The organism is uncultured Parolsenella sp. (assembly GCF_934660935.1).
Lineage (GTDB): Bacteria > Actinomycetota > Coriobacteriia > Coriobacteriales > Atopobiaceae > Parolsenella.
Map to the genome: position 1 here is coordinate 1 of NZ_CAKUIH010000003.1, position 20,622 is coordinate 20,622.

Genomic DNA, 20,622 nt, shown 5'->3' on the forward strand with positions numbered 1-20,622 from the left:
CCTTCGCCTGCGCAAGGCCGTTCTGGCCAGTGGTCGCATCGACGACGAGGACGACGGTTACGGGCATGCTCGCGCGCTTGCGCGTGACGTTTACGATCTTGGCGAGCTCGCGCATGAGCTCGGAGGACGTGTGAAGGCGTCCAGCGGTGTCGATGAGCATGAGCTCCGTGCCCTCGCGCTCCGCGGTCTCGACCACGTCATAGCAAACGCTCGCAGGGTCAGCGCCGCGCTCGCGGGTGACGACGCGCACGTCAGCGCGCTCGCCCCAGACCTGGAGCTGCTCGATCGCGGCGGCGCGGAAGGTGTCGGCGCCGCCGATGAGGACGGACTTGCCCTTGCCCTTCGCGGCCGCGGCGAGCTTGCCCACCGTGGTGGTCTTGCCGGCGCCGTTGATACCGACGAACAGCACGCAACTCGGCGTGTCGTCGAACGGATCTCGCTCGGAGGTGGGGAACGCCTCGGCCAGGCGCTTGGCGAGGGCCTCGCGGAGCTGGTCGGCCGTACGCAGGCCCTTCTTCGCAGCAAGCTCGCGGAGGTCATCAGTGACGCTCATCGCGAGCTCGGGACCGATGTCACCCATGACGAGGGTGTCCTCGAGATCCTCCCAGAACTGCTCGTCGACGTCGCCGCCCATGTAGAAGATCTGGTTGAGCGCCTCGCGAGACTTCGCGAGTCCGCTCCTCAAGCGGTCAGCAAGCCCCATCAGGCATCGACCACCTTTCCTGTCGCGCGGTCAAGCCGCTGGGATACAACGTGACTGACACCATCGGCCTGCATGGAGACGCCGTACAGGACGTCGGCCTGCTCCATGGTCCTCCTCTGGTGCGAAATGACGATGAGCTGCGTCGTCTCCTTGAGCTGCTCGATGGCATCGAGAAGCTTGTCGAGGTTGGCGTCATCGAGCGCCGCCTCCACCTCGTCGAAGACGTAGAACGGCACGGTTCGCGTGCGATAGACGGCGAAGAGCAGCGCGAGAGCCGTGAGGGACTTCTCGCCACCGCTCATGAGCGTCATCTTCGCGATGCGCTTACCCTTGGGCTGCGCCACGACCTCGATGCCGGTCTCCGCAGGGTGGTCCGGGTCGCACATCTCGAGATGCGCCTTGCCGCCCGGGAAGAGCATGCCGAAGATCTCGATGAAGTTGGCGTTCACGGCCTCGAAGGTCTCGAGGAACTGCCTACGCATCTTGCGGTCGATGGCCGCGGTGATCTTGGCGAGCGCGGCACGGGCGCTCTCGAGGTCCTCGAGCTGAGCTCCGATGTAGTCCGCGCGCTCCTTGAGCTTGGTGTACTCGTCCATCGCGACCTGGTTGACGGGTCCGAGGCTATCGATCTGACGGCGCAGGGACGCGACCTCGCGCTCGGTGGCCTCGCGGTCATCGGGCTCGGGCATCTGCAGCGCCTCTTCGAGGACGTGCCTGCCATCGGCCGTGATCTGCGCGATGGCCTGCTCGACGCGGACCTCGAGACGGCCACTCTCCACCTTGACGTCGCTTTGGGCGCCCTTGGCCTGCTCGAGTGCTGCATTGGCATCCGTGACCTGCTGCTTCGCGTCACCAATGGTCTTCTTGAGGGAGTCGGAGTCCGCCTCGGCGAGGCTCGCGCGGTCACGCAGGCGCTCAGCCCAGGTCTTGCAAGCCTCGTGGATCGCCTCGTAGCGCTCGTGGAGCGGATCGACGCGAAGGCGGAGCACCTCGAGGGAGCGTGTGGCCTCCTCCGCGGCGCGGGCGCGCTCGTCGAGGGAGGAGATGCGGCCAGAGAGCTCACGCTGGCGTTCGTCGAGATGATGTAGGCGCTCGCGGCTCGTCGCAAGCTTGAGGCGCGCGTCCGCGGCCTTCTTGGTGGCCTCGTCCTCTGCTCGAGAGGCCTCGCGACGGCGGCTGTTGGCCTCCTCGAGGTCGCGGGACAGCTTGGCGAGGCGCTCCTTGGCGGCATCTGCCTTGGCCTTGAGCTCATCCAAGCGTGGGCGGGCCTCGCGGGTGCGCTCGCGCGCCTTCTCGCGGCGGGCCTCTACCTGCGTGCGCTCGTCGCGAGCGGAGCTCACCTGAGACTGCAGGCGGCCGATCTCCGAGTTGAGGGAGTCCCTCTCGCCGGTGAGGCGGGAGAGCTCGCCGGCAGCATCGGCGGAGGCGTCGCGAGCCTGGGCGAGGGCGTCCGCGGCGGTGTCCGCGGCGGCAGAGGCGTCCGAGAGCGTCGAGTCTGCCGAGGTGACGGCTGCCTCGAGGGCGGGCATGCCCTCCTCGAGCGCTGCGACCTCGCGCCTACGCTCGAGCGTGCCCGCGGCGGCACCGGCGGAGACGCCAGCCCGCGTGCGGCCATCGCTCGTCGCGACGACGCCGGACTCTGTAACGTAGGTAAGGCTCGGGTTCGCGGCGTGGGCACGCACCGCCGCCTCGGGGGAGTCGACGATGAAGACATCGCCCAAGAGGCGCTCGACGAGGCCGCTGGCGCCATCCTCGACGTCAAGCATGTCGACGAGGCGACGGCCCTCCCCCTGGGGCGCGACGGGCGCGGTCTCAGCGAGGTTAAGGACCGTAAAGGAGCCAGCGGCGGAAGCCTCGCCAGCGGCGGCATCCATGAGGCGCGCGACGTCAGCGTCTGCGGAAACGACAGGCGCGGAGAGCGTGTCACCGAGAAGACGCTCGACGAGCGAGTCGAGCTCGGCCGGAGCGCTCACGACATCAGCGAGGCGATAGCGAACGAGTCCCGCGAGCGTGCCGTCAGACAACACGCGACCCTCAAGGGACTCGGAGCCCGGAACGAGCCCGGCGTCGATCGAGCGAAGCGCTTCGAGCTTTGCCTGGGCGCCGGAGAGTGCGGCCTTAGCGGCTCCCAACGCCTCGCGCGCGGCCTTCGCGGCCTCGCGAGCGGCATCCCTCTCGGCCGCGAGGCGAGAGATCTCCTCCTTGGCTGCCTCTGCGGCGGCACGGGCGTCCTCGATGCTCGAGGCAAGCTCCTCGAGCCTGCCGGAGCGACTCGCGAGCGCGGCCTCGGCAGTCTCGAGCTGTTCGTCGATCTGCGCGAGACGGCTCGCGAACATCTGGTCCTCGACCTCGGCGTTACTGATTTCGTCCGTGAGCTTGGCGTGCGCGAGCGTCGCGTCGTCAAGTTCGCGCTGGCAGGAGCGCTGCTCGTCATTGAGGCGCGCCTGGGCCGAGCCAGCCTCGCGACGCGCGGCTGTGGCCTCGCGGGCCGCGGGCTCGAGGCGCTTGACCTCCGCCTCGAGGGTCTCGGTCGCGACGCGCGTGTCAGACAGGCGCCCAGAAACGTCCTCGAGCTCGCTCGAGGCCTCGCTCCTCTGGCGATCGACCTGCGAGAGCGTCATACGCGTCTCAGAGAGGCGATCGACCATGTTGCGGCCCTTTTCCTCGAGGAGGCGCATGTCGCTCTCGAGGCGGCCGAGGATGTCGCTGCAGCGACGGCGCTGCTCGCCGAGGTCTCCGACGAAGAGGCCCTTCTGCTCGAGCAGGCTCTGGAGCTTCTCGAGCTCGCGGCTCTTCTCGTCCGCGCGGAACTGCGCGAGTTCGACGGCGGCCGAGGCCTCCTTGGCGCGAGACTCGAGCTCGGTCCACTGGCGCTGGAGACGCCTCACGTCGTCGACGGCGAGCTGGCAGTTGAGCTCTGACAGGCGACGGTCAAGCTCCTCCCAGCGCTTCGCGCGGTCAACCTGGCGCTCGAGCGGGCGAAGCTGGCGGTTGAGCTCTCGCGCGACGTCGCGGGCGCGAACGAGGTTCTTGTCCATGTCCTGGAGCTTGCGCTGTGAGCGCTCCTTGCGACGACGGTGCTTGGAGATGCCTGCGGCTTCCTCGATGAGGACGCGCCTCTCCTCCGGGCGGCTCGAGAGGATCGAGTCGAGCTTGCCCTGGGAGATGATCGAGTGCGTGTCCTTGCCAAGGCCGGAGTCATGCAGGATGTCCTGGATGTCCATGAGGCGAGCCGGAGCGCCGTTGATGAGGTACTCGGACTCGCCGGAGCGATACATCCTTCGCGTGATGCCGACCTCGGAGAAGTCGACCGGCAGTGTGTGGTCCGTGTTGTCGAGCACGAGGGTGACCTCGGCCACGCCCACGGGCTTGCGGGCGGAGGAGCCCGAGAAGACGACGTCCTCCATGGCCTGGCCGCGCAGCATCTTGGCGCTCTGCTCGCCCAGGACCCACAGGATGGCGTCACTGACGTTGGACTTGCCCGAGCCATTGGGACCCACCACGACGGTGAGGCCCGGGTCGAAGACCATATGAGTGCGATCCGCGAAGGACTTGAAGCCCTTCAGCGTGAGGGACTTCAGGAACAATTGACGCCCTCCTCGGCGAGGCGCTTGATGGCGTCAGTTGCGGCGGCGCTCTCCGCTTCCTTCTTGGAAGAGCCGGTGCCGCGTCCCATGCGCCTCCCCTCAACGAGGACGACGGAGGTGAAGGTGGGGCTGTGCGCGGGGCCCTTCTCGCCCTCGAGCTTGTACTCCGGGGCACAGCGGAGCTCGCGCTGAGTGATCTCCTGGAGGCGGCTCTTGGGGCTCACGGGGCGCTCCGCGAGCTCGGGCACCATGTGGGGGCCAAGCGTACGCTGAACGAACTCGTGCGTGGCGTCATAGCCGGCGTCGAGGTAAAGGGCACCGACGACTGACTCGAACACGTTCTCGAGAGCGGAGTGGAGGCCACGGGAACCCGTGCCCTTCTCAGACTCGCCAAAGACGATGCACTCGCCGATGCCGAGCTCCTCGGCCACGGCGGAGAGGGTCTTGCCAGAGACGAGGGAAATCTTGAGGCGTGTGAGCGCGCCCTCGTCCATATCGCGGAAGCGCTCGAAGAGATCGGTCGCAACGATGGCGCCGAGGATGGAGTCTCCCAGGAACTCGAGCCTCTCGTAGGAGGCCGATACTGGCAGGCCCTCGACGGCGCTCGGGTGCGTGATGGCGGCCTCTACGAGGCTGCGGTTATTGAAGGTGTGGCCACAAATGCTCTCGATGTGGCGAATCCGCTCGGTGGCGGTGTTGCGGGGCATGCGCTCCCCCATCTGTCGCAACGGCTAGATACGGCGACGGCGCCCGCGTGGAGCGCCGTCACACACATCAGTTAATTGTACCCGCTGCAAGCCAATCGCGCAGGGCTTACTCGGCTTCGGCGATCGCCTCGGCAAGCTTTCCGCACAGGTTCTGGCGAACGCAGCGAGCCGCCGTCAGCGTGCCGTTCATGATGGCGTCCGGGTTGGTGGCACCATGGCCGACGAGCACGGGCGCCTTGAGGCCGAGAAGGGCGGCTCCACCGTAGCGATCGCCGGACAGAAGCGCGGCAACCTCCTTCATGGCGGGCTTGACCAAGAGCGCGCCGAGGGCAACCTTCTTGCTCTCCCCCGCCGCTGCCTTCAGCGCGGAGACGATGAACTTCGCCGTTCCCTCGACGGCCTTGATGGCGATGTTGCACGTGAAGCCGTCGGAGACGATGACGTCAAGGTCACCCGTAAGGATGTCGCGTCCCTCGCAGTTGCCGGAGAAATTGATTCCCTTGGTGGCCGCGAGCGCCGCATGGCGCGCGAGAGCCGCCTCGGAGCCCTTGGTCTCCTCGGTGCCGTTGTTGAGCAGGCCAACCGTGGGATTCTCCACGCCAAGCACAATCTGGGAGTACGCGGTGCCCATACGAGCGAACTGGACGATCATCTCCGGCGGGCAATCCGCGTTGGCGCCAAGGTCGAGGAGGGTCGTCATGTGTCCGGCGGCACCGGGCATGGCGGTGCAGAGGGCAGCGCGGCTCACGCCCTTGACGCGGCCGACGATGAGCGTGCCCGCCGCGAGGATGGCGCCGGTGGAGCCAGCGGAGAAGAAGGCGTCCGCCTCGCCCGCACGGACGGCGCGGCAGCCGCGCACGATCGAGGAGTCCTTCTTGCGACGGACGGCCTCCGTGGGATGCTCGTCCATCTCGATGGCCTCGGTGGTCACGAGGGCCTCGGCGCGAGCGTGCTTGGCGCAGAACGGCACGACGACGTCCTCGTTACCGGCAACGACAACCTCGAGGTCATCATCGGCCTCGAGAGCGCGGGCGATTCCCTCGAGAACGACCTCGGGTTTCTCGTCTCCGCCCATGGCATCGACTACGACACGGACCATGGTGGTTCCCTTCTCACGAACATAAGCGACACGGGGCGCACTGCCCGCGCAGGATGTTAACACCTTAGCATCCCGCACACGGCTGCAGTGTCCGGATAAACAAAAAAGGCCGACCCTTCCGGGCCGGCCTTCTGGCCACTCTAGGAATGGCGGCTACTCGGTGACGATGACCTGACGGCCATTGTAGTAGCCACAGCTCGGGCACACGCGGTGCGGGAGCTTCACGGCGCCACACTGGGGGCACGTGGAGCGGGCCGGCATAGCGAGCTTGCTGTTGGCCGAGCGACGGGTGTGGGTCGCGCCGCGGCCCTTCTTCTGCTTGGGTACTGCCATTGTTGACCTCTCTTACTGAACTTACGCCGCACCGCACGCGACGGTCTATCACAGACGAATTGGAATGATAGCACGAAATGGAGCGTTCGCACTAGAGATACACAGTATTTGGTGGAGGATTCTCACGTCAAGCGCAAATATGCTACTTCTCATCATCATCCTCGAGGTTTAGATCCGCAAGAGCCGCAAACGGGCTCTCCGCGAGCTTCTCAGCTTCGCGCTTCGCGGCGCAGCCGCAGTCCCCCTCGTTGAGATTCGCGCCGCACGTGGGGCAGAGACCCTTGCAATCCTCGCGGCAGAGCACCACGAACGGCGTCTCCATGAGGATGGCAGCCATGATGGGCTCGGAGACATCGATAGTGTGGTCCTCGTCCACCAGGGAGAAGTCCACCTCATCCTCGTCATCGGAGAGCTCTTCCTCTGCGGGAGCCTCGAACAGGAAGTACTCGTCCACCTCGGAGGCGACGTCAAACTCGGCGTCTTCGAGGCAGCGGTCACACGTGCCGAGGACATGGGCGCGAACCATGCCGGACGCGAGAATGCCCTCGCCGGCGTTGGTGAGGACGAGGTCGTAGTCGATGCCCTCAGGCAGCTTGAACTCGCGGCCACCGAGCTCGTAGCCCGGCTCGTCGATGTGGCCGGAAAGGGGCAGGACGCTGCCAGCGCCTTCGAGGCGCTCGTCAATGAGAACGCGAATAGGCTCCATGGGGATTACCTACGCGAAGAGCCGTCATCGAGCGACTGGCGGTTGCGCTCGAGGGTGCCGATAACGCTCTTGAGGTTGTCCTCGATGCCCGTGAGGAGGTTCTCGACGTACTCGTTGATGTGATAGCGAAGGTCGCTCGCGTACTGCGTGGCCTGGTCGCGGATCTCCTCGGCCTGCTGGTTGGCGAGACGGACGACCTCCTGGTCGCCAGCGAGGATCATGGCCTGCTGCTGGGCGTCAGCAACGATGGAATCCGCCATCTGGTGGGCGCGGGCGAGAATCTCGTCCTCCTCCTTGAGGATGCGACGGGAGGTCTGGAACTCTTCCGGGAAGACGTTGCGGATCTCGTCAAGAAGCTCATAGACGGCGTCAGCGTCGACAATCTTAGGATTGCTGCCGGTGCCGCCCATGATGGGCTTCTTGCCATCGGAGATAATGTCCTCGAGCTCGTTGACCAAGTTCTCGATCTCCTCACCTGGCTGCATGCGCAGGCTCCTTTCGTGCTGGCCCCAGACCCAACGCGCGGGCTTGCGGGACATGAAAATCGCAGGTACTTCGCGCGCTCCATGCGCGTATCCCGATTACTTTACCATACCCGCAGCTATATGGATTGCTGCTTACGGCGCGCAAGGGAATCTTCACCTGCGAGCCTAATATGCACCGGCAGGCAGCGGCCGCCTCTCGCGCCAACTCGCGGCGCCCCTACTCCTCGAACTGGGAGTTATAGAGCTCCGCGTAGAAGCCGTTCTTCGCAAGCAGCTCCTCGTGCGAGCCGCGCTCGACGATGTCGCCATCACGAAGGACGAGGATCGTGTCCGCGCCCTTAATCGTCGAGAGCCTGTGAGCGATCACGAAGCTCGTACGGCCCTGCATGAGCGCGTCCATCGCCTGCTGAATGCGGACCTCGGTGCGCGTGTCGACGTTCGAGGTCGCCTCGTCAAGGATGAGGGCGGGCCTGTCGGCGAGGAACGCGCGGGCAATCGTCACGAGCTGGCGCTGGCCCTGGGAGAGGTTCGTGCCCTCCTCGTTGATCATGAAATCATAGCCACCGGCGAGGGTGTGGATGAAATGGTCGCAGCGGGCCGCACGGGCAGCAGCCTCCACCTCGGCATCCGTGGCGTCGGGACGGCCATAGCGGATGTTCTCGCGGATCGTGCCGTTGAACAGCCACGTGTCCTGAAGCACCATCGCGAACTGCTCGCGAAGCGCCGCGCGGTCCCAGTCGCGGACGTCGACGCCATCGACGCGCAGGCTGCCGCCGTCGACGTCATAGAAGCGCTGGAGCAGCTTGATGAGCGTGGTCTTGCCGGCGCCCGTGGGACCCACGATGGCCACGGTCTGGCCTGGCTCGGCCGTGCAGGAAAAGTCGTGGATGATCGTCCTCTCGGGGTCATAGCCAAACTTGACGTGGTCGAACTCCACGAGGCCGTCGCGCCTCTCGGGAATCTGGGGATCGGCGGCAAGCTCCTCCTCGGGAGCGGCGAGGAACTCGAAGACACGCTCGGTGGCGGCGGCCATCGACTGCATCGTGTTGCTCACGTTGGCGAGCTGCTGCACGGGCTGCGTGAAGTTGCGCACGTACTGGATGAAGCTCTGGATGTCACCGGGGGTGGCGCTTCCGGTGAGCGCGAGCTGCGCGCCCACGACGACCACGGCCACGTAGCCGGCGTTACTCACGAGGCTCATCAGCGGGATCATGAGGCCGGAGAGGAACTGCGAGCGCCAGCCGGAGATGAACAGGCGGTCGTTCTTCTCGTCGAACTCCCTCACGGCGGCGTCGGCGCGGTCGAACACCTGGATGACGTTCTGGCCGGCGAAGTCCTCCTCGATGACGCCGTTGACGGCGCCGAGGACCTGCTGCTGCTCGCGGAAGTAGGGCTGCGAGAAGTGCATCATGACGCCCATGATGGCCGCGGCGGCGGGAAGCGTCACCACGACGACGCCCGTGAGCGGCAGGCTGATCGAGAGCATCATCACGAGCACGCCGACGATCTGGGTGAGCGAGGTGATGAGCTGCGTCACGGACTGGTTGAGGCTCTGGCCAAGCGTGTCGACGTCGTTCGTGATGCGAGAGAGCACGTCGCCCTTGCTGTGGCCGTTGAAGTAGCTCATCGGCACGACGGCGATCTTCTCGGCAATCTCCTTGCGCATGCGGTAGCAGATCTTCTGCGTGACGCCCGTCATGAGCCAGCCCTGGATGAGGTTGCAGGCGGAACTCGCGAGGTAGAGGCCGAGTAGGAGCAAGAGCGTCTTGCCGATCCAGTCGAAGTCGACCGCACCGGTGCCCTGGACCTTGGCGACGAGGCCCTCGTAGAGCTTGGTCGTCACCTTGCCGAGGACCTTCGGACCCACGATGTTGAAGATGACCGAGCACATCGCGAACGCGATGGCGAAGAACACGGCAACCTTGTGCCTGCCGACGTACCCGAGCAGCTTGCGGATGGTGCCCTTGAAGTCCTTGGGCTTCTCGCCGCGGCCCATGGGCCCGCGACCGCCCATCGGTCCGCGCTGGCGCCTGGCCGGGGCCTGGGTCTTGTTCGTCTCGCCTGCCATTAGCGCTCGCCTCCCTTCATGACCGCCGCAATCTCCTCGTTGGTGAGGCCGAGTTCGGCGGAGGACAGCTGTGACTGTGCAATCTCGAGATAGGTGGGGCAGCTGCGGAGAAGCTCCTCGTGCGTGCCCTGCCCGACGACGCGGCCGTCGTCGAGGACGATGATCTGCGTGGCGCGCATGATCGTGGCGATGCGCTGGGCGACCACGACCACGGCGGAGCCGGACGCGGAGGTCGCGAGAGCCTCGCGCAACTTCGCGTCGGTCTTGTAGTCGAGTGCGGAGAAGGAGTCGTCGAAGACCATGACCTCGGGGCGCTTGGCGAGGGCGCGCGCGATGGCGAGGCGCTGGCGCTGGCCGCCGGAGACGTTGGTGCCACCCTGACTGATCTCGGACTCGTAGCCGCCCTCGCGGCCCTTGATGAACTCGGCGGCCTGGGCGATGCTCGCAGCAGCACGCATGTCGTCGTCGCCTACGGTGTCACCCGCGAACTTGAGGTTCGTCTCGATGGTGCCGGAGAAGAGCATGCCCTGCTGCGGCACGTAGCCAATGCGGCAGCGGAGCTCGGAGAGGGACATGTCGCGGACGTCGATGCCATCGAGCGCGACCGCGCCCTCCGTCGCGTCGTACAGGCGCGGGATGAGCTGGGCGATCGTCGATTTGCCGGAGCCGGTGGCGCCGATGATGCCGAGCGTCTCGCCCGCACGGACGGTGAAGTTGACGCCCGTGACGACGTTCTCGTCGCCGTCGGGATAGCTGAAGGAGACGTCGCGGAACTCGAGCTGAGCGCGCGGACCGTCGGCCGCGGGGAGTTGCGGACACTCAGGTTCCCTGATCGAGCTCTGCGTGTTGAGGACGTCCTCGACGCGCTCGCAGGCGACCTCGGCACGCGGGAGCATGACGGAGACCATGGTGAGGATCATGAACGCCATGACGATCTGCATCGTGTAGGAGATGAACGCCATCATGTCGCCCACCTGCATGACGCCGTCGTTGATGCCGTGCGAGCCCGTCCACACGATCAGCACGGTGATGCAGTTCATGACGAACATCATGAGCGGCATCATGAAGCTCATGGCACGGTTCGTGAACAGCTGCGTCTTCATCAGGTCCGTGCTGGCGTCGTCGAAGCGGGCGAGCTCGTGGTCCTGGCGACCGAAGGCACGGATCGGCATGATGCCGTCGAGCATCTCGCGGGCAACGAGGTTCACGCGGTCGACGTACTGCTGCATCTTCTTGAACTTGGGCATGGTGAGGCCCATGAGGACGCCGACGACCGCGGACACGGCCACGACGGCGACGCCGATGGTCCACTCGAGGCCCGTACGCGTGGCGAAGACGCGCATGAGGGCCACGACGCCCATGATCGGCGCCATCATCACCATGCGGATGACGAGCGTGGTTGCCATCTGGATCTGTTGGATGTCGTTCGTGCAGCGCGTGATGAGCGAGGCCTGGCTAAACTTGCCCACCTCGGCTGGAGAGAATCGCATGACGCTCTCGAAGGTCTTGCGACGCAGGTCGCGCGCGATGGTACAGGCGGTGTGCGAGGCCACGGCGCCGGTGAGGATCGTGGCGACGAGGCTCACGGCGCACAAGCCGAACATCTTGGCCGCCATGGACGCGAGGTAGGAGTTCTGGACGTCCGACGGGCTGATGCCCTGGGCCTCGTACTCCTTGCCGACGAACGAGATGGCACGCTGGCGCACGATCGAGCCGCCCATGGAGCCCATCTCGTCAGCCATGGACTCGGCGCCGGAGACGAGCTGGTCCCTGTCGAGCATGCCCATGGGGACGGCCTTGCGGATGTCGTCCATGGTGACGGTCCCCTGGATGGGGGCGCCGGTAGCGGAGGCGTCGATGCCCTGCTCGAGCGCGAGGGCCACGGTCTCGGGCAGGCTCATGATGTTCGCGAGCTCCCCCTCGTCCGAGCGGGCCTCGTCGGTGCCCACATAGGCGCGGACGCCCTCGGCATCAGGCTCGCCATAGGCGGCCTCGATGGTGGCGGCATCCTCGTCGTTCATGAAAAGCTCGAGGTCCGCGAGGGTCTGCTCTCGGATGGTGGCGGGCACGGCGCTCTCGATGCCGCCCTGCTGGATGCCCACGTCGACGATCTCGCTCATGTACGTGGGCAACGTGAGGTCTGCGTTGCAGCTGATGATGATCAGCGCGACGGCACACACGAGCGCCAGGATGTGGTTCTTGAATAGCTTGATAATCCTCATGCCACTCCCCTCTCTATTCCCCCTGCGCGGACGGTGCGATGTGGACCTGACGGCCCTCGCGCCTGCGCGCCTCCATGACCTCGACCACGCGATTGATGACACGGACGAGGTCCCGGGCGTCATCCTCGCCGAGCTCCCTCAGGAAGTCCGCGACCATCTCGACGCCCTCGTCGCGAATCTTGTCCGCTGTGACGCGTCCCGCGTCCGTGATGGTTACGACGACGCGGCGCTTGTCCTTCGCGGACGTCGTGCGAGTGACGAGCCCGCGCTCCTCGAGCGCGCGCAGGATATTCGCGACGCGCGCATCCGAAACGCCCATACGGTTCGCAAGCTCACCCGGCGAAAGCGCTCCGCCGGAGGTGATCAGCTCGCGCAGGACGACGGGCATGCCGCGGAGCTTCTGGTCGATGCCCCGGCCTGACCTTAGGCGAGACATCAGGAAGCCAGCGTGGATAAGTTGGTCCGCGTAGGCTTCGAACGCCCCGGCGGGCGATTCCGCGCTCGTTCCCCAACCTTCAGCGCTCATTTCCGTCCCCCTTAATACCTTCTAGTAGTAGTTTCTAACGTTAGGCAATATATCCGCATCAGCCTTTGTGGATTGCATAACCCACAAATTGGCGTAGACTTCACAGCACGGACACAACATCTCGACGAAACTCGCTTGCGCGAGCCGTCTCGTGTGCTATCCTTATCCAGCTATGTGTCGAGGGCGGCTGCACCACGCGCCGCTTAATGGAGGTTTACAACAATGTCTAAGGTTTGCGCCATTTGCGGCAAGCACGCTGTCGCCGGCCGTTCGATCAGCCACTCGCACCGCGTCACCAACCGTAAGTTCCGTCCGAACATCCAGCACGTCACCGTTGTCATCAACGGCCACAAGCAGAAGATGAACGTCTGCTCCACGTGCCTCAAGTCCGGCAAGGTTGCCCGCTCCTAGTAGCGGTCGTCGCTTCTTCGGCGACAACATATGCGAGTTCAAGGGAGTCGTCTTCGGGCGGCTCCCTTTTGTTTTACGGCCCCGTCGCAGCCCATGCTTCCGCACGCATAGCCGCGCCATATGTGTCAGCACGCAACAGGCGCATCCAACGAAGGCAGAGCGCATCGCGAAAACGCCGGCGACCCGCAACGAGCGCGAGACGCCGGCGCGTGAACACGAGCGCTAGCTTATGAGGAACGCCGCGAGAACTCCCTCATGGCAGGTCACGCGCGCATCAGGGGCATCAACGACGTTGGAGATCCCGCGATCGCGCAGAGCGTCGACGCGGAAGTGGTCGAGCTCCCAGCGCAGGCCCGTCTCGGACACGCAGGTATCGTCCGCAAGGGCCACGAAGGAAAAGTGGCGCCCGAGGGCCCTCTCCCCCAGCTCCCAGGTAGTAGCGCCCACGGGCGCGAGGATGCGACACTCGAACTCGTCCTCGACAAGGCGCGGCGCGAGGTCCGCGTTCTTTGTGAGCACGCCAAACACGGCCAGGGCATGGTCCATGCGCCCGGCGCTCGCGCACGTCACTGTGACCTCGAGGGCCTCGTCCCTCTCGGCGGCGAGCTCACGAGCGCACGAAAAACCGAGCGAGAGGTCCGTGTCATCCTTCGCAGGAGGAAAGAGACGGATGGGCATCTCGTTCTCGCCCTCGCGCCGGCGCGCCTGGTCACGGACCCACGCGAGGCCATCGGGACTCACGGTGTCGGCGTCACCACAGAAGGCGCCGGGGACGACGCCAGCAGCGCGACAGGCATCGGCACCTCGGTCGACGGCAAGCACCAGGTCGCTCTCGGCAGAAAGGCGAGAGACGAGGGCGGACGAGCTGGGAGCGGGCGAGCCTGCGACGAGAAGGGCGCGCATCGCGCCTACGCCTCCTCGGGGACGGGCTTGCGCGTCGTGTCGTCGAAAGCGCGGATAGCCTCGAGCGAGACGGACTCGTAGTTCTCGGAATAGATGTCCGACCACGCGCGGATGAACTCCGGGTCACGGCCATCGTGGTCATTGTGGATGCCCACGACGTGGAAGCCGGCACGGCGAGACGCGCGCACAGCGAAGGGCGCGTCCTCGAAGACCCAAGTCTCCTCGAGGGGCGTGCCGAGGCGAGACAGAGCCTCGAGATAGACGTCCGGGAAGTCCTTGTCGCGACCGTCGCGAACCTCGGCCGTACAGATGATGTCGATGAAATACTTATCGAGATTGAAATGCGCAAGCACGTGGCGCAGGACACTCGAGGTGGTGGAGCTGGCCACAATCATAGGAATGCCTTCAGCGGCAAGACTTTCAACGAAGGCACGCGCACCCGGCATTTCCTTGATGTTCGTAACGTACTCGTTGAGAACGACGGAATGAATGTGGTCGAGAACTTCCTGAGAGCTCGCTCCGGCACCGTAATCCTCGTGGAGCATCTCGCTCGTATGCGGAAGAGTGGCCGCTTCGATCCGCGCGATGAGCTCGGGCGTGGGATCAATGCCGTAAGACTCGACAAGACGAGCAAAGACGCTGTTCCACATGCACATAGAATCAAGTAACGTGCCATCGCAGTCGAAGATAGCGCCAGAAATCTTGGCCATAAGTACCCCTTATACCGGGGCAACCAGGCCCCTCCGCGGATTCTTCCACGGAAATAATACCAGCCGACCGCCACGGACGCGGAGACTCGGCCGTCATATAAAAGTATGGTTATCTTAGGGATGAAACTACCTGCGAAATTGGGTAAAGTAGCTCATGCGGCCGTAGGGCCGTATTTCTATGCGATAACGCGCGAGAGCGCTGACGATGGTCGCCACGTGGGCGACCCAGACACGGAGGTTCTTCAGATGGCTCGTTACGACTACCGATGCTCGGATTGCGGCAACGTCTTCGAGGTCGTGCACTCCATGTCCGAGCACCCCGCCATCACGTGCCCCAAGTGCGGCGCCCCGTGCGAGCGTGTCTTCAAACCCGCGCTGATTTCCTTCAAGGGCACCGGCTTCTACAACACCGACCAGCGCGGCGGCGGTTCTTCGACGAGCGCCACCTCTGGTGGCTGCGGCAGCTGCTCCGGCGGCGACTGCTCGAGCTGCTCCAAATAGCGCCAGCTGACGTCGCCGAACGGCGGAGCGTACATACGATGGCATACAAGCGGGGTCCACGTTGACGCGTGGTCCCCGCTTTTCTATCTCGACGGCACCTGCCCGGCTCGCGGATGCCACGCGACCTCGCGCCACCGACGCACCCCAGCTATGACTCGCGGATCAGCCTCGCGAAGAAGTGGCCGTCGAAGGCATCGCGCATGGGAGTCGACTGGAACTCGCCGCGCTCGTTGAGGTTGCGCTCAAACGGCGCGCGAGACCCCTCGTCAAGCGCCGCCACGGCGGGCGCCGCGAGGATGTCGCCACGCACGAAGCCGCGACCCTCCTCGCTCGCGAGGAAGTGCTCCACGACGCAGGAGTTCTCCTCCGGAAGGACCGAGCACGTGGCATAGACGAGGGAGCCGCCCACGGCGACGCGGGAAGCGGCGGCGCGAAGCAGCCTCAGCTGCAGGCTGGGCAGGGAGTCCACATTCTCGGGGTCGACGATCGCCTGCTCAAGCGCCCAAGCAGTTTCGGGATGGCGACGCATGGTACCCGTACCCGAGCAAGGCGCGTCGACGAGGACGGAGTCAAACTGACCACGAAGCGCCTCGGGAAGCTCGTCTTCTTCGGCAAGGCGCGTCCCGTCGAATTCGACGCACGAGACGACGTCGGAAAGGCCGGCGCTCTCCATGCGCGCAGCGGAGAGCCGTGCCTTCGACGCAACCAGTTCGCAACCGACGACACACGTCCCCTCGCCAAGCCGAGAGGCCAGGCTCGCAAGAAGCAGGGACTTCGTGCCACGGCCCTGCCCCACCTCAAGCACGCGACCGGCCCCAGCTGCGGCTCGACAGCACATCTGCGCCGCCATATCAGCGGCAACGACGTCACACGTACCGAGAAGGCCGCTCCTTGAGAGACCTGCCGGCATACCCAGGCGCCAACAACCGGGAAGCTCAGTGGCGGCAGGATCGAGACCAGCCTTGCCGAGAAGTCCCTCGACTCCCTCGACGCCAACCTTGCCGGCGGCTGCGTAGATAGGCGCGGGCTCGAGGGCGCATGCGCACATCCCGGCGGCGCGAGCCATGCCCACGGCGGCGACGAGGCGCTCGACAAGCCACTCGGGATAGCCGGAGGCGACCACGAGCTCGCCGACAGAGACGGACATGCGGGCCCCCGCGGCGACGGCGTCCGTCGCCTCGCGTGCCTCATCAACCTCAGGGCGGCACTCGGCCACGCGCCTGAGCACGGCGTTCGCCATGCGTGCGGCTCGCGGCTGCACTCCCCTGACTAGCTCGACACCCTGGCTCACGGCGACCTGCCGCGGCGTGTCGAGATAGAGCAGCTCGAACGAGGCGAGACGGAGGGCATCCCTCACGCGCGGCTCAAGGGAGCCAGGGCGAGAGACGAACGAGTCGATGCGGCGATCGAGTTCTCCGGAGGCGACGTTCACGCCAAGCACGAGCCTTGTGGCCAAAGCACGGCCCTTGCGCCCGAGCGTCTCCATCTCGCGGGCGCCACGCATGAGATCGCGGGCGCGGGCACCACGGCGGCGCTGAGCGCCAAGCAGATGCAGGGCCGTCGTGCGAGCCGGGCTTGCGACCGCCATTTACACACGCTCCCAGGCGATATCGTCTCCACGGAGACCAGCCGCCCAGGCAGACGCCTCCATCTCGCGCTTGCCGTCGGGCTTGACGGAGATGACCTCGATGGCACCGTCGGCGCAACCAAGGGCGACGCGACCATGGGAAACCTCGACCGCTCCGACAGCGGGCCTCATGTCTTCGCAGATGGTGGCGCGCATGATGCGAGCGCCCTTACCCGCGACGGCACAACGCGCGGGAGCGGCGTCCGAAGAAGCCTGCACGCGGCGCGCGTTCTCGAGGGCATCATCCGCCGGATCAAGCTTCATCTCGGCCTTCTCGATCTTGTGCGCGTAGGTGACGAGGGATTCGTCCTGCTCGGTCCACGTGACCGTACCAGCCTCGATCTCGCGGAGGGACTCGATGAGCGCATTCGCACCAAGCTCGCCGATCTTGGCCATGAGCTCGGCGGAAGTCATGTCGCCAACCTCGCAGGAGGCCTGCGCACAATAGGCACCGGCGTCGAGGGCGGAAACGACCTGCATGATCGAGACGCCCGCGCGTTCGTCTCCGGCGAGAATCGCACGCTGTACGGGGGCGGCGCCGCGCCAGCGAGGAAGAAGCGACGCGTGCACGTTCACGCAGCCGAGAGGCGCCATCTCAAGGACGGCGTCCGGAAGGATGCAGCCATAGGCGGCGACGCAGATGATATCCGCGCGCACGGCGCGCATGGCATCCAAGACCTCGGGCGTCATGCGATTTGCTTCGATTACCTCGATGCCACGAGAGGCGGCCTCCGCCTTGACGGGACTGGGCTCGAGGCGCTTACCCCTGCCACGAACGGCGTCGGGCCTCGTGATGACGAGAGCGACCTCGAAGGTATCCGCGAGGGCGCAAAGAGATGGGACGGCAAAATCGGGCGTGCCCATGAAGATAACGCGCATATCGGCCTCCCTAGAAGGGAACGGGTCTAAAGGATGAAAGGAGCGAGCGACGCAGCCGCTACTCCGCTGAGGTCTCGCCAGGACGCGCGCCGCCGGAGATAGCAGCTTCGCAGTCATGCAGGGCCTTGACGCGCTCGAGCAGCGGGAGATGATCGACCATCGTCACGCCGTTTAGGTGGTCGATCTCGTGCTGGAGGCAGACGGCGAGGAGGTTGTTCTCGGCCTCATACTGAAGAAGGTCGCCGTCGAGATCCGTCGCGTGGACGATGACGTGACTCGGACGCTCGATGTCCACCGAGATGCCGGGGAACGAGAGGCAGCCCTCGGAGAAGAGGCGCGGGGCGCCGTCTGCGGTGACGATCTTGGGGTTAATCAGCACGTAAGGATTGCGGCTGGATGGGTCACCCGGCACATAGTCCACATCGATGACGACGAGGCGAACGAGCTTGCCAATCTGGGGCGCGGCGAGACCGCAACCGTCGGCGTCATACATGACGTCAAGCATGTACTTGGCGAGCTTGCGGACGGAGTCGTCGACCTTCTCGATGGGCGCGCACATCTCGGAGAGGCGCGGGTCTGGGGTCAGGACGATGTCTTCGGATGCGCTCATGATGCTCCTTCTCGGCTGCCGTGAGTTTTCACAAGAGACCATGATACCAGCAGGAATGCGCTCGCGACGGGGCGCCAGCACGTCCTCACGCGATAGCCACGCGATGGGCGACGGGCAACGCGCGCAGCCCTCGCTCGGCGGCATCCCGCAAGCGCAAGTGCGCCACGCCGTCTGCGGGACCAACCGCTACATCATGTCGTAAGCGTCGACGTCAATCGCAAGCGACACGTCTCGACGCGCCGGGAGCCGCGAGGCCGCCGCCGCGAGGATAGGGCCGGGCTCGGCGTCCACCGGGCACTTGAGCACGACATGACGCCTGAAGCGATCCTTGACGCGAGCGCGCACGCACTCCGCGGGGCCAAGAACCTCCCACTCACCGTCGAGGTCGAGCACCGCCTCGCGCACATATCGGGCGAGCTCGTCGGTGCTCTCGCGCACGAGGCACTCGCTTTTGCCGGAGACGGTCACGTTGCACACGCGTGAGAAGGGCGGGTAGTACGCCTCCTCACGCTGAGCGAGCTCATAGCCCTCGAACCGCGCGCGGTCATGCCGGGCCACGGCGACGATGGCGGGGTGCGTCGCCCAGTACGTCTGGATGATGACCTCACCGCGCCGGCCTCCCCTGCCCGCGCGGCCGGCAACCTGCTCGAGCAGGTCATACGTACGCTCACCGGCACGAAAGTCCGGAAGCTTGAGCGTCGTGTCCGCATTGACCACGCCTACGAGCGTGACCTCGGGAAAGTCGAGGCCCTTCGCAATCATCTGCGTGCCCACGAGCACGGCACACTCGCTCGCGTCGAACTCCTCGAGGAGACGCGTGTGCGCTCCCTTCGTCAAGGTAGTGTCCGCGTCCATGCGGATGACGTCGACCCCCTGCCCCGCGAGCAGCAGGTTGAGCCCGTCCTCGACGCGCTGGGTGCCGAGGCCGAACTGCGCGAGGTAGCGGCTGCCGCAGTTGGGGCACTTGGTCGAGGGGTCCGGATAGGCCCGCACGGGCCAGGAGCGGCCACAGCTGTGACACATGAGGCTATGCGTGCGCTCGTGGTACGTGAGCGCCGTCGAGCAGTGCTCGCAGGTGGGGACGCAGCCACACTCGCGGCACATGAGGAAGCTGGCAAAGCCGCGTCGATTGAGCAGCAGGACCGCCTTCTCGCGGCGCTTCGCCACGCCGAGAAGGGCCTCCGAGAGGACCGTCGAGAAGACCGAACCGTTCTTCGCCGCGAACTGCTGGCGCATATCAACCACGCGGACCTCGGGCAAGACGGCGGCGCCCGGACGCTCGGGCATCACGACGCGGGTCCATCGGGCGCCGCGCCACGAGCCGACGCGGCAGCGCTCGAGGCTCTCGAGCGAGGGCGTGGCGCTGCCGAGCACGAGCGCCGCGCCACGCTCGCGAGCGAGCCTCGCCGCGACGTCACGCGCGTGATACCGCGGAGCTTGGTCCTGCTTGTAGGAACCCTCGTGTTCCTCGTCCACGATGATGAGGCCCACGTTCGCGAGAGGCGCGAACAGGGCGGAGCGCGCGCCAACCACAACGTGCGCGGCGCCCGTGCGAACCATATCCCACTGGTCAAAGCGCTCGCCGGTAGAAAGACGGGAGTGGAGGATGGCCACATCATCGCCGAAGCGGCTCCTGAAGCGGCCAACCGTCTGGGCCGTGAGCGAAATCTCCGGAACGAGGACGATCGCGCCCCTCCCCTGTGCACGGACGCGTTCGATAGCGTCGAGGTAGACCTCCGTCTTGCCAGACCCCGTGACGCCGTCGACGAGGACGACGTCGCCGACGCGAGCCTCGGCAGCGCGAGCAATGGCGTCAAGCGCGGAGACCTGCCCGGCCGTGAGGCGCTCGGGCCTGGGCGCGGAGGCGCTCGAGAGGCTCGTCCCCTCGTCAGACCCGCGGACGCGACGCCTGTGCTCGACAGAGACGACGCCCTTGCGCGAGAGCGACGACACCACACTCGAGGCCCCCGGCACGAGGGCGGAGAGCTCCGCCAGGCGCATGGGACCCGCCGCGAGTGCCGCGAGGACCTGGCGCTGGCGGCTGGCGTTCGCGCGAGGCTCGTAGGTGCGGCCCTCCCCCGTGAGGGAGACCCAGCGGTCGTCGACGGCCTGGGCGCGCTCGACGACGAGCTGCCACTCGCCGCCCTCCTCGCGCTTCACGCGCATCGTCTGGCCAGGAGGCATCATGAGGCGGAGGCACGCGGGCCGGGGCGCGGCATACTCGGCAGCCATCCATTCCGCAAGACGCGCTCCCACCTCGTCAAACGCCGGGGCCGCAAGCACGCGTGCAACGGGTAGGACGCGCTCCGGGGAGACGCCCTCGCCAGGCTGGTCTCCAACGGCAGTGACGTAGCCGACGACGTCCCTATGGCCAAAGCTCACGAGCACCGTGGCACCCACGAGGCACCGCGGCTCGAGCTCCGGCGGGATTGCGTAGTCGAAGGCGCCGTCGATGGCGCGCGTCTGTATGTCCGGGACGACCTTTGCGTATCTCATGCGCCTAAGTGTAACGCCCGGACGCGCTCACAGGGCACATCCGGGCGTT

General features: G+C 66.0%; 18 protein-coding genes. 2 read left to right on the forward strand and 16 right to left on the reverse strand.

The features are described 5' to 3' along the window. From Q0H23_RS01950 to Q0H23_RS01995, 10 genes are all read right to left on the reverse strand, one after another. The coding region (locus tag Q0H23_RS01950; protein WP_293835139.1) for a signaling recognition particle receptor family protein at nucleotides 1–703 on the reverse strand (703 nt) is incomplete at its 3' end. Continuing rightward, nucleotides 703–4,290, reverse strand: a complete 3,588-nt coding sequence (smc, locus tag Q0H23_RS01955; RefSeq protein WP_293835142.1) for a chromosome segregation protein SMC — start codon at nucleotides 4,288–4,290, stop codon at nucleotides 703–705. The genes smc and Q0H23_RS01950, both read right to left, overlap by 1 nt. Continuing rightward, on the reverse strand, nucleotides 4,281–4,997 hold the full coding sequence (gene rnc / locus Q0H23_RS01960; RefSeq protein ID WP_293813985.1) for a ribonuclease III: 717 nt from the start codon (nucleotides 4,995–4,997) through the stop codon (nucleotides 4,281–4,283). The genes smc and rnc overlap by 10 nt, the downstream gene beginning before the upstream one ends. 106 nt (nucleotides 4,998–5,103) lie before the next feature. Further along, complete coding sequence (gene plsX / locus Q0H23_RS01965; RefSeq protein WP_293835146.1) at nucleotides 5,104–6,096, reverse strand: phosphate acyltransferase PlsX; 993 nt, start codon at nucleotides 6,094–6,096, stop codon at nucleotides 5,104–5,106. 153 nt (nucleotides 6,097–6,249) lie between these two features. After that, nucleotides 6,250–6,429, reverse strand: coding sequence for a 50S ribosomal protein L32 (gene rpmF / locus Q0H23_RS01970; protein ID WP_293813983.1), 180 nt, complete (start codon nucleotides 6,427–6,429; stop codon nucleotides 6,250–6,252). A 142-nt stretch (nucleotides 6,430–6,571) separates the two neighbouring features. Next, nucleotides 6,572–7,135 carry a DUF177 domain-containing protein gene (locus tag Q0H23_RS01975; RefSeq protein ID WP_293835149.1) on the reverse strand — a complete coding sequence of 188 codons (564 nt, stop codon included), beginning with the start codon at nucleotides 7,133–7,135 and terminating at the stop codon, nucleotides 6,572–6,574. Nucleotides 7,136–7,140: 5 nt separating this feature from the next. After that, on the reverse strand, nucleotides 7,141–7,620 hold the full coding sequence (locus tag Q0H23_RS01980) for an ATPase (protein ID WP_293813981.1): 480 nt from the start codon (nucleotides 7,618–7,620) through the stop codon (nucleotides 7,141–7,143). Nucleotides 7,621–7,837: 217 nt separating this feature from the next. Then, on the reverse strand, nucleotides 7,838–9,688 hold the full coding sequence (locus Q0H23_RS01985; protein WP_293835151.1) for an ABC transporter ATP-binding protein: 1,851 nt from the start codon (nucleotides 9,686–9,688) through the stop codon (nucleotides 7,838–7,840). Beyond that, nucleotides 9,688–11,910, reverse strand: a complete 2,223-nt coding sequence (locus Q0H23_RS01990; protein WP_293835153.1) for an ABC transporter ATP-binding protein — start codon at nucleotides 11,908–11,910, stop codon at nucleotides 9,688–9,690. The genes Q0H23_RS01985 and Q0H23_RS01990 overlap by 1 nt, the downstream gene beginning before the upstream one ends. Before the next feature lie 13 nt (nucleotides 11,911–11,923). After that, nucleotides 11,924–12,436, reverse strand: coding sequence for a MarR family transcriptional regulator (locus tag Q0H23_RS01995; RefSeq protein WP_293835155.1), 513 nt, complete (start codon nucleotides 12,434–12,436; stop codon nucleotides 11,924–11,926). 222 nt (nucleotides 12,437–12,658) lie between these two features. Between Q0H23_RS01995 and rpmB the strand changes: the two genes are divergently transcribed. Then, nucleotides 12,659–12,847: a 50S ribosomal protein L28 gene (gene rpmB / locus Q0H23_RS02000; protein WP_293813977.1), complete on the forward strand. Its 189-nt coding sequence runs from the start codon at nucleotides 12,659–12,661 to the stop codon at nucleotides 12,845–12,847. Nucleotides 12,848–13,069: 222 nt separating this feature from the next. Here rpmB and Q0H23_RS02005 read toward each other — a convergent pair whose 3' ends face one another. Together Q0H23_RS02005 and Q0H23_RS02010 are read right to left on the reverse strand one after the other, a co-directional pair. After that, nucleotides 13,070–13,750: a thiamine diphosphokinase gene (locus tag Q0H23_RS02005; protein WP_293835157.1), complete on the reverse strand. Its 681-nt coding sequence runs from the start codon at nucleotides 13,748–13,750 to the stop codon at nucleotides 13,070–13,072. Nucleotides 13,751–13,755: 5 nt separating this feature from the next. Then, nucleotides 13,756–14,460 (reverse strand): HAD family phosphatase, encoded by a 705-nt coding sequence (locus Q0H23_RS02010; RefSeq protein WP_293835160.1) that lies wholly within the window; start codon nucleotides 14,458–14,460, stop codon nucleotides 13,756–13,758. A 216-nt stretch (nucleotides 14,461–14,676) separates the two neighbouring features. Between Q0H23_RS02010 and Q0H23_RS02015 the strand changes: the two genes are divergently transcribed. Further along, entirely contained in the window at nucleotides 14,677–14,961 is a 285-nt protein-coding gene (locus tag Q0H23_RS02015) for an FmdB family zinc ribbon protein (protein WP_293835162.1), read from the forward strand. A gap of 148 nt (nucleotides 14,962–15,109) precedes the next feature. On the opposite strand, the gene Q0H23_RS02020 is transcribed toward Q0H23_RS02015, so the two are convergent. The 4 genes from Q0H23_RS02020 to priA all read right to left on the reverse strand — a co-directional run bounded on the left by Q0H23_RS02020 (nucleotide 15,110) and on the right by priA (nucleotide 20,573). Continuing rightward, nucleotides 15,110–16,549, reverse strand: a complete 1,440-nt coding sequence (locus Q0H23_RS02020; protein WP_293835164.1) for a transcription antitermination factor NusB — start codon at nucleotides 16,547–16,549, stop codon at nucleotides 15,110–15,112. Continuing rightward, nucleotides 16,550–17,467: a methionyl-tRNA formyltransferase gene (fmt, locus tag Q0H23_RS02025; RefSeq protein ID WP_293835166.1), complete on the reverse strand. Its 918-nt coding sequence runs from the start codon at nucleotides 17,465–17,467 to the stop codon at nucleotides 16,550–16,552. Between the two features lie 58 nt (nucleotides 17,468–17,525). Next, the gene (def, locus tag Q0H23_RS02030) at nucleotides 17,526–18,077 is read right to left on the reverse strand and encodes a peptide deformylase (protein ID WP_293835169.1); all 552 of its coding nucleotides are present in this window, start codon (nucleotides 18,075–18,077) and stop codon (nucleotides 17,526–17,528) included. Between the two features lie 186 nt (nucleotides 18,078–18,263). Further along, complete coding sequence (priA, locus tag Q0H23_RS02035; RefSeq protein ID WP_293835172.1) at nucleotides 18,264–20,573, reverse strand: primosomal protein N'; 2,310 nt, start codon at nucleotides 20,571–20,573, stop codon at nucleotides 18,264–18,266. Nucleotides 20,574–20,622: the final 49 nt, after the last annotated feature.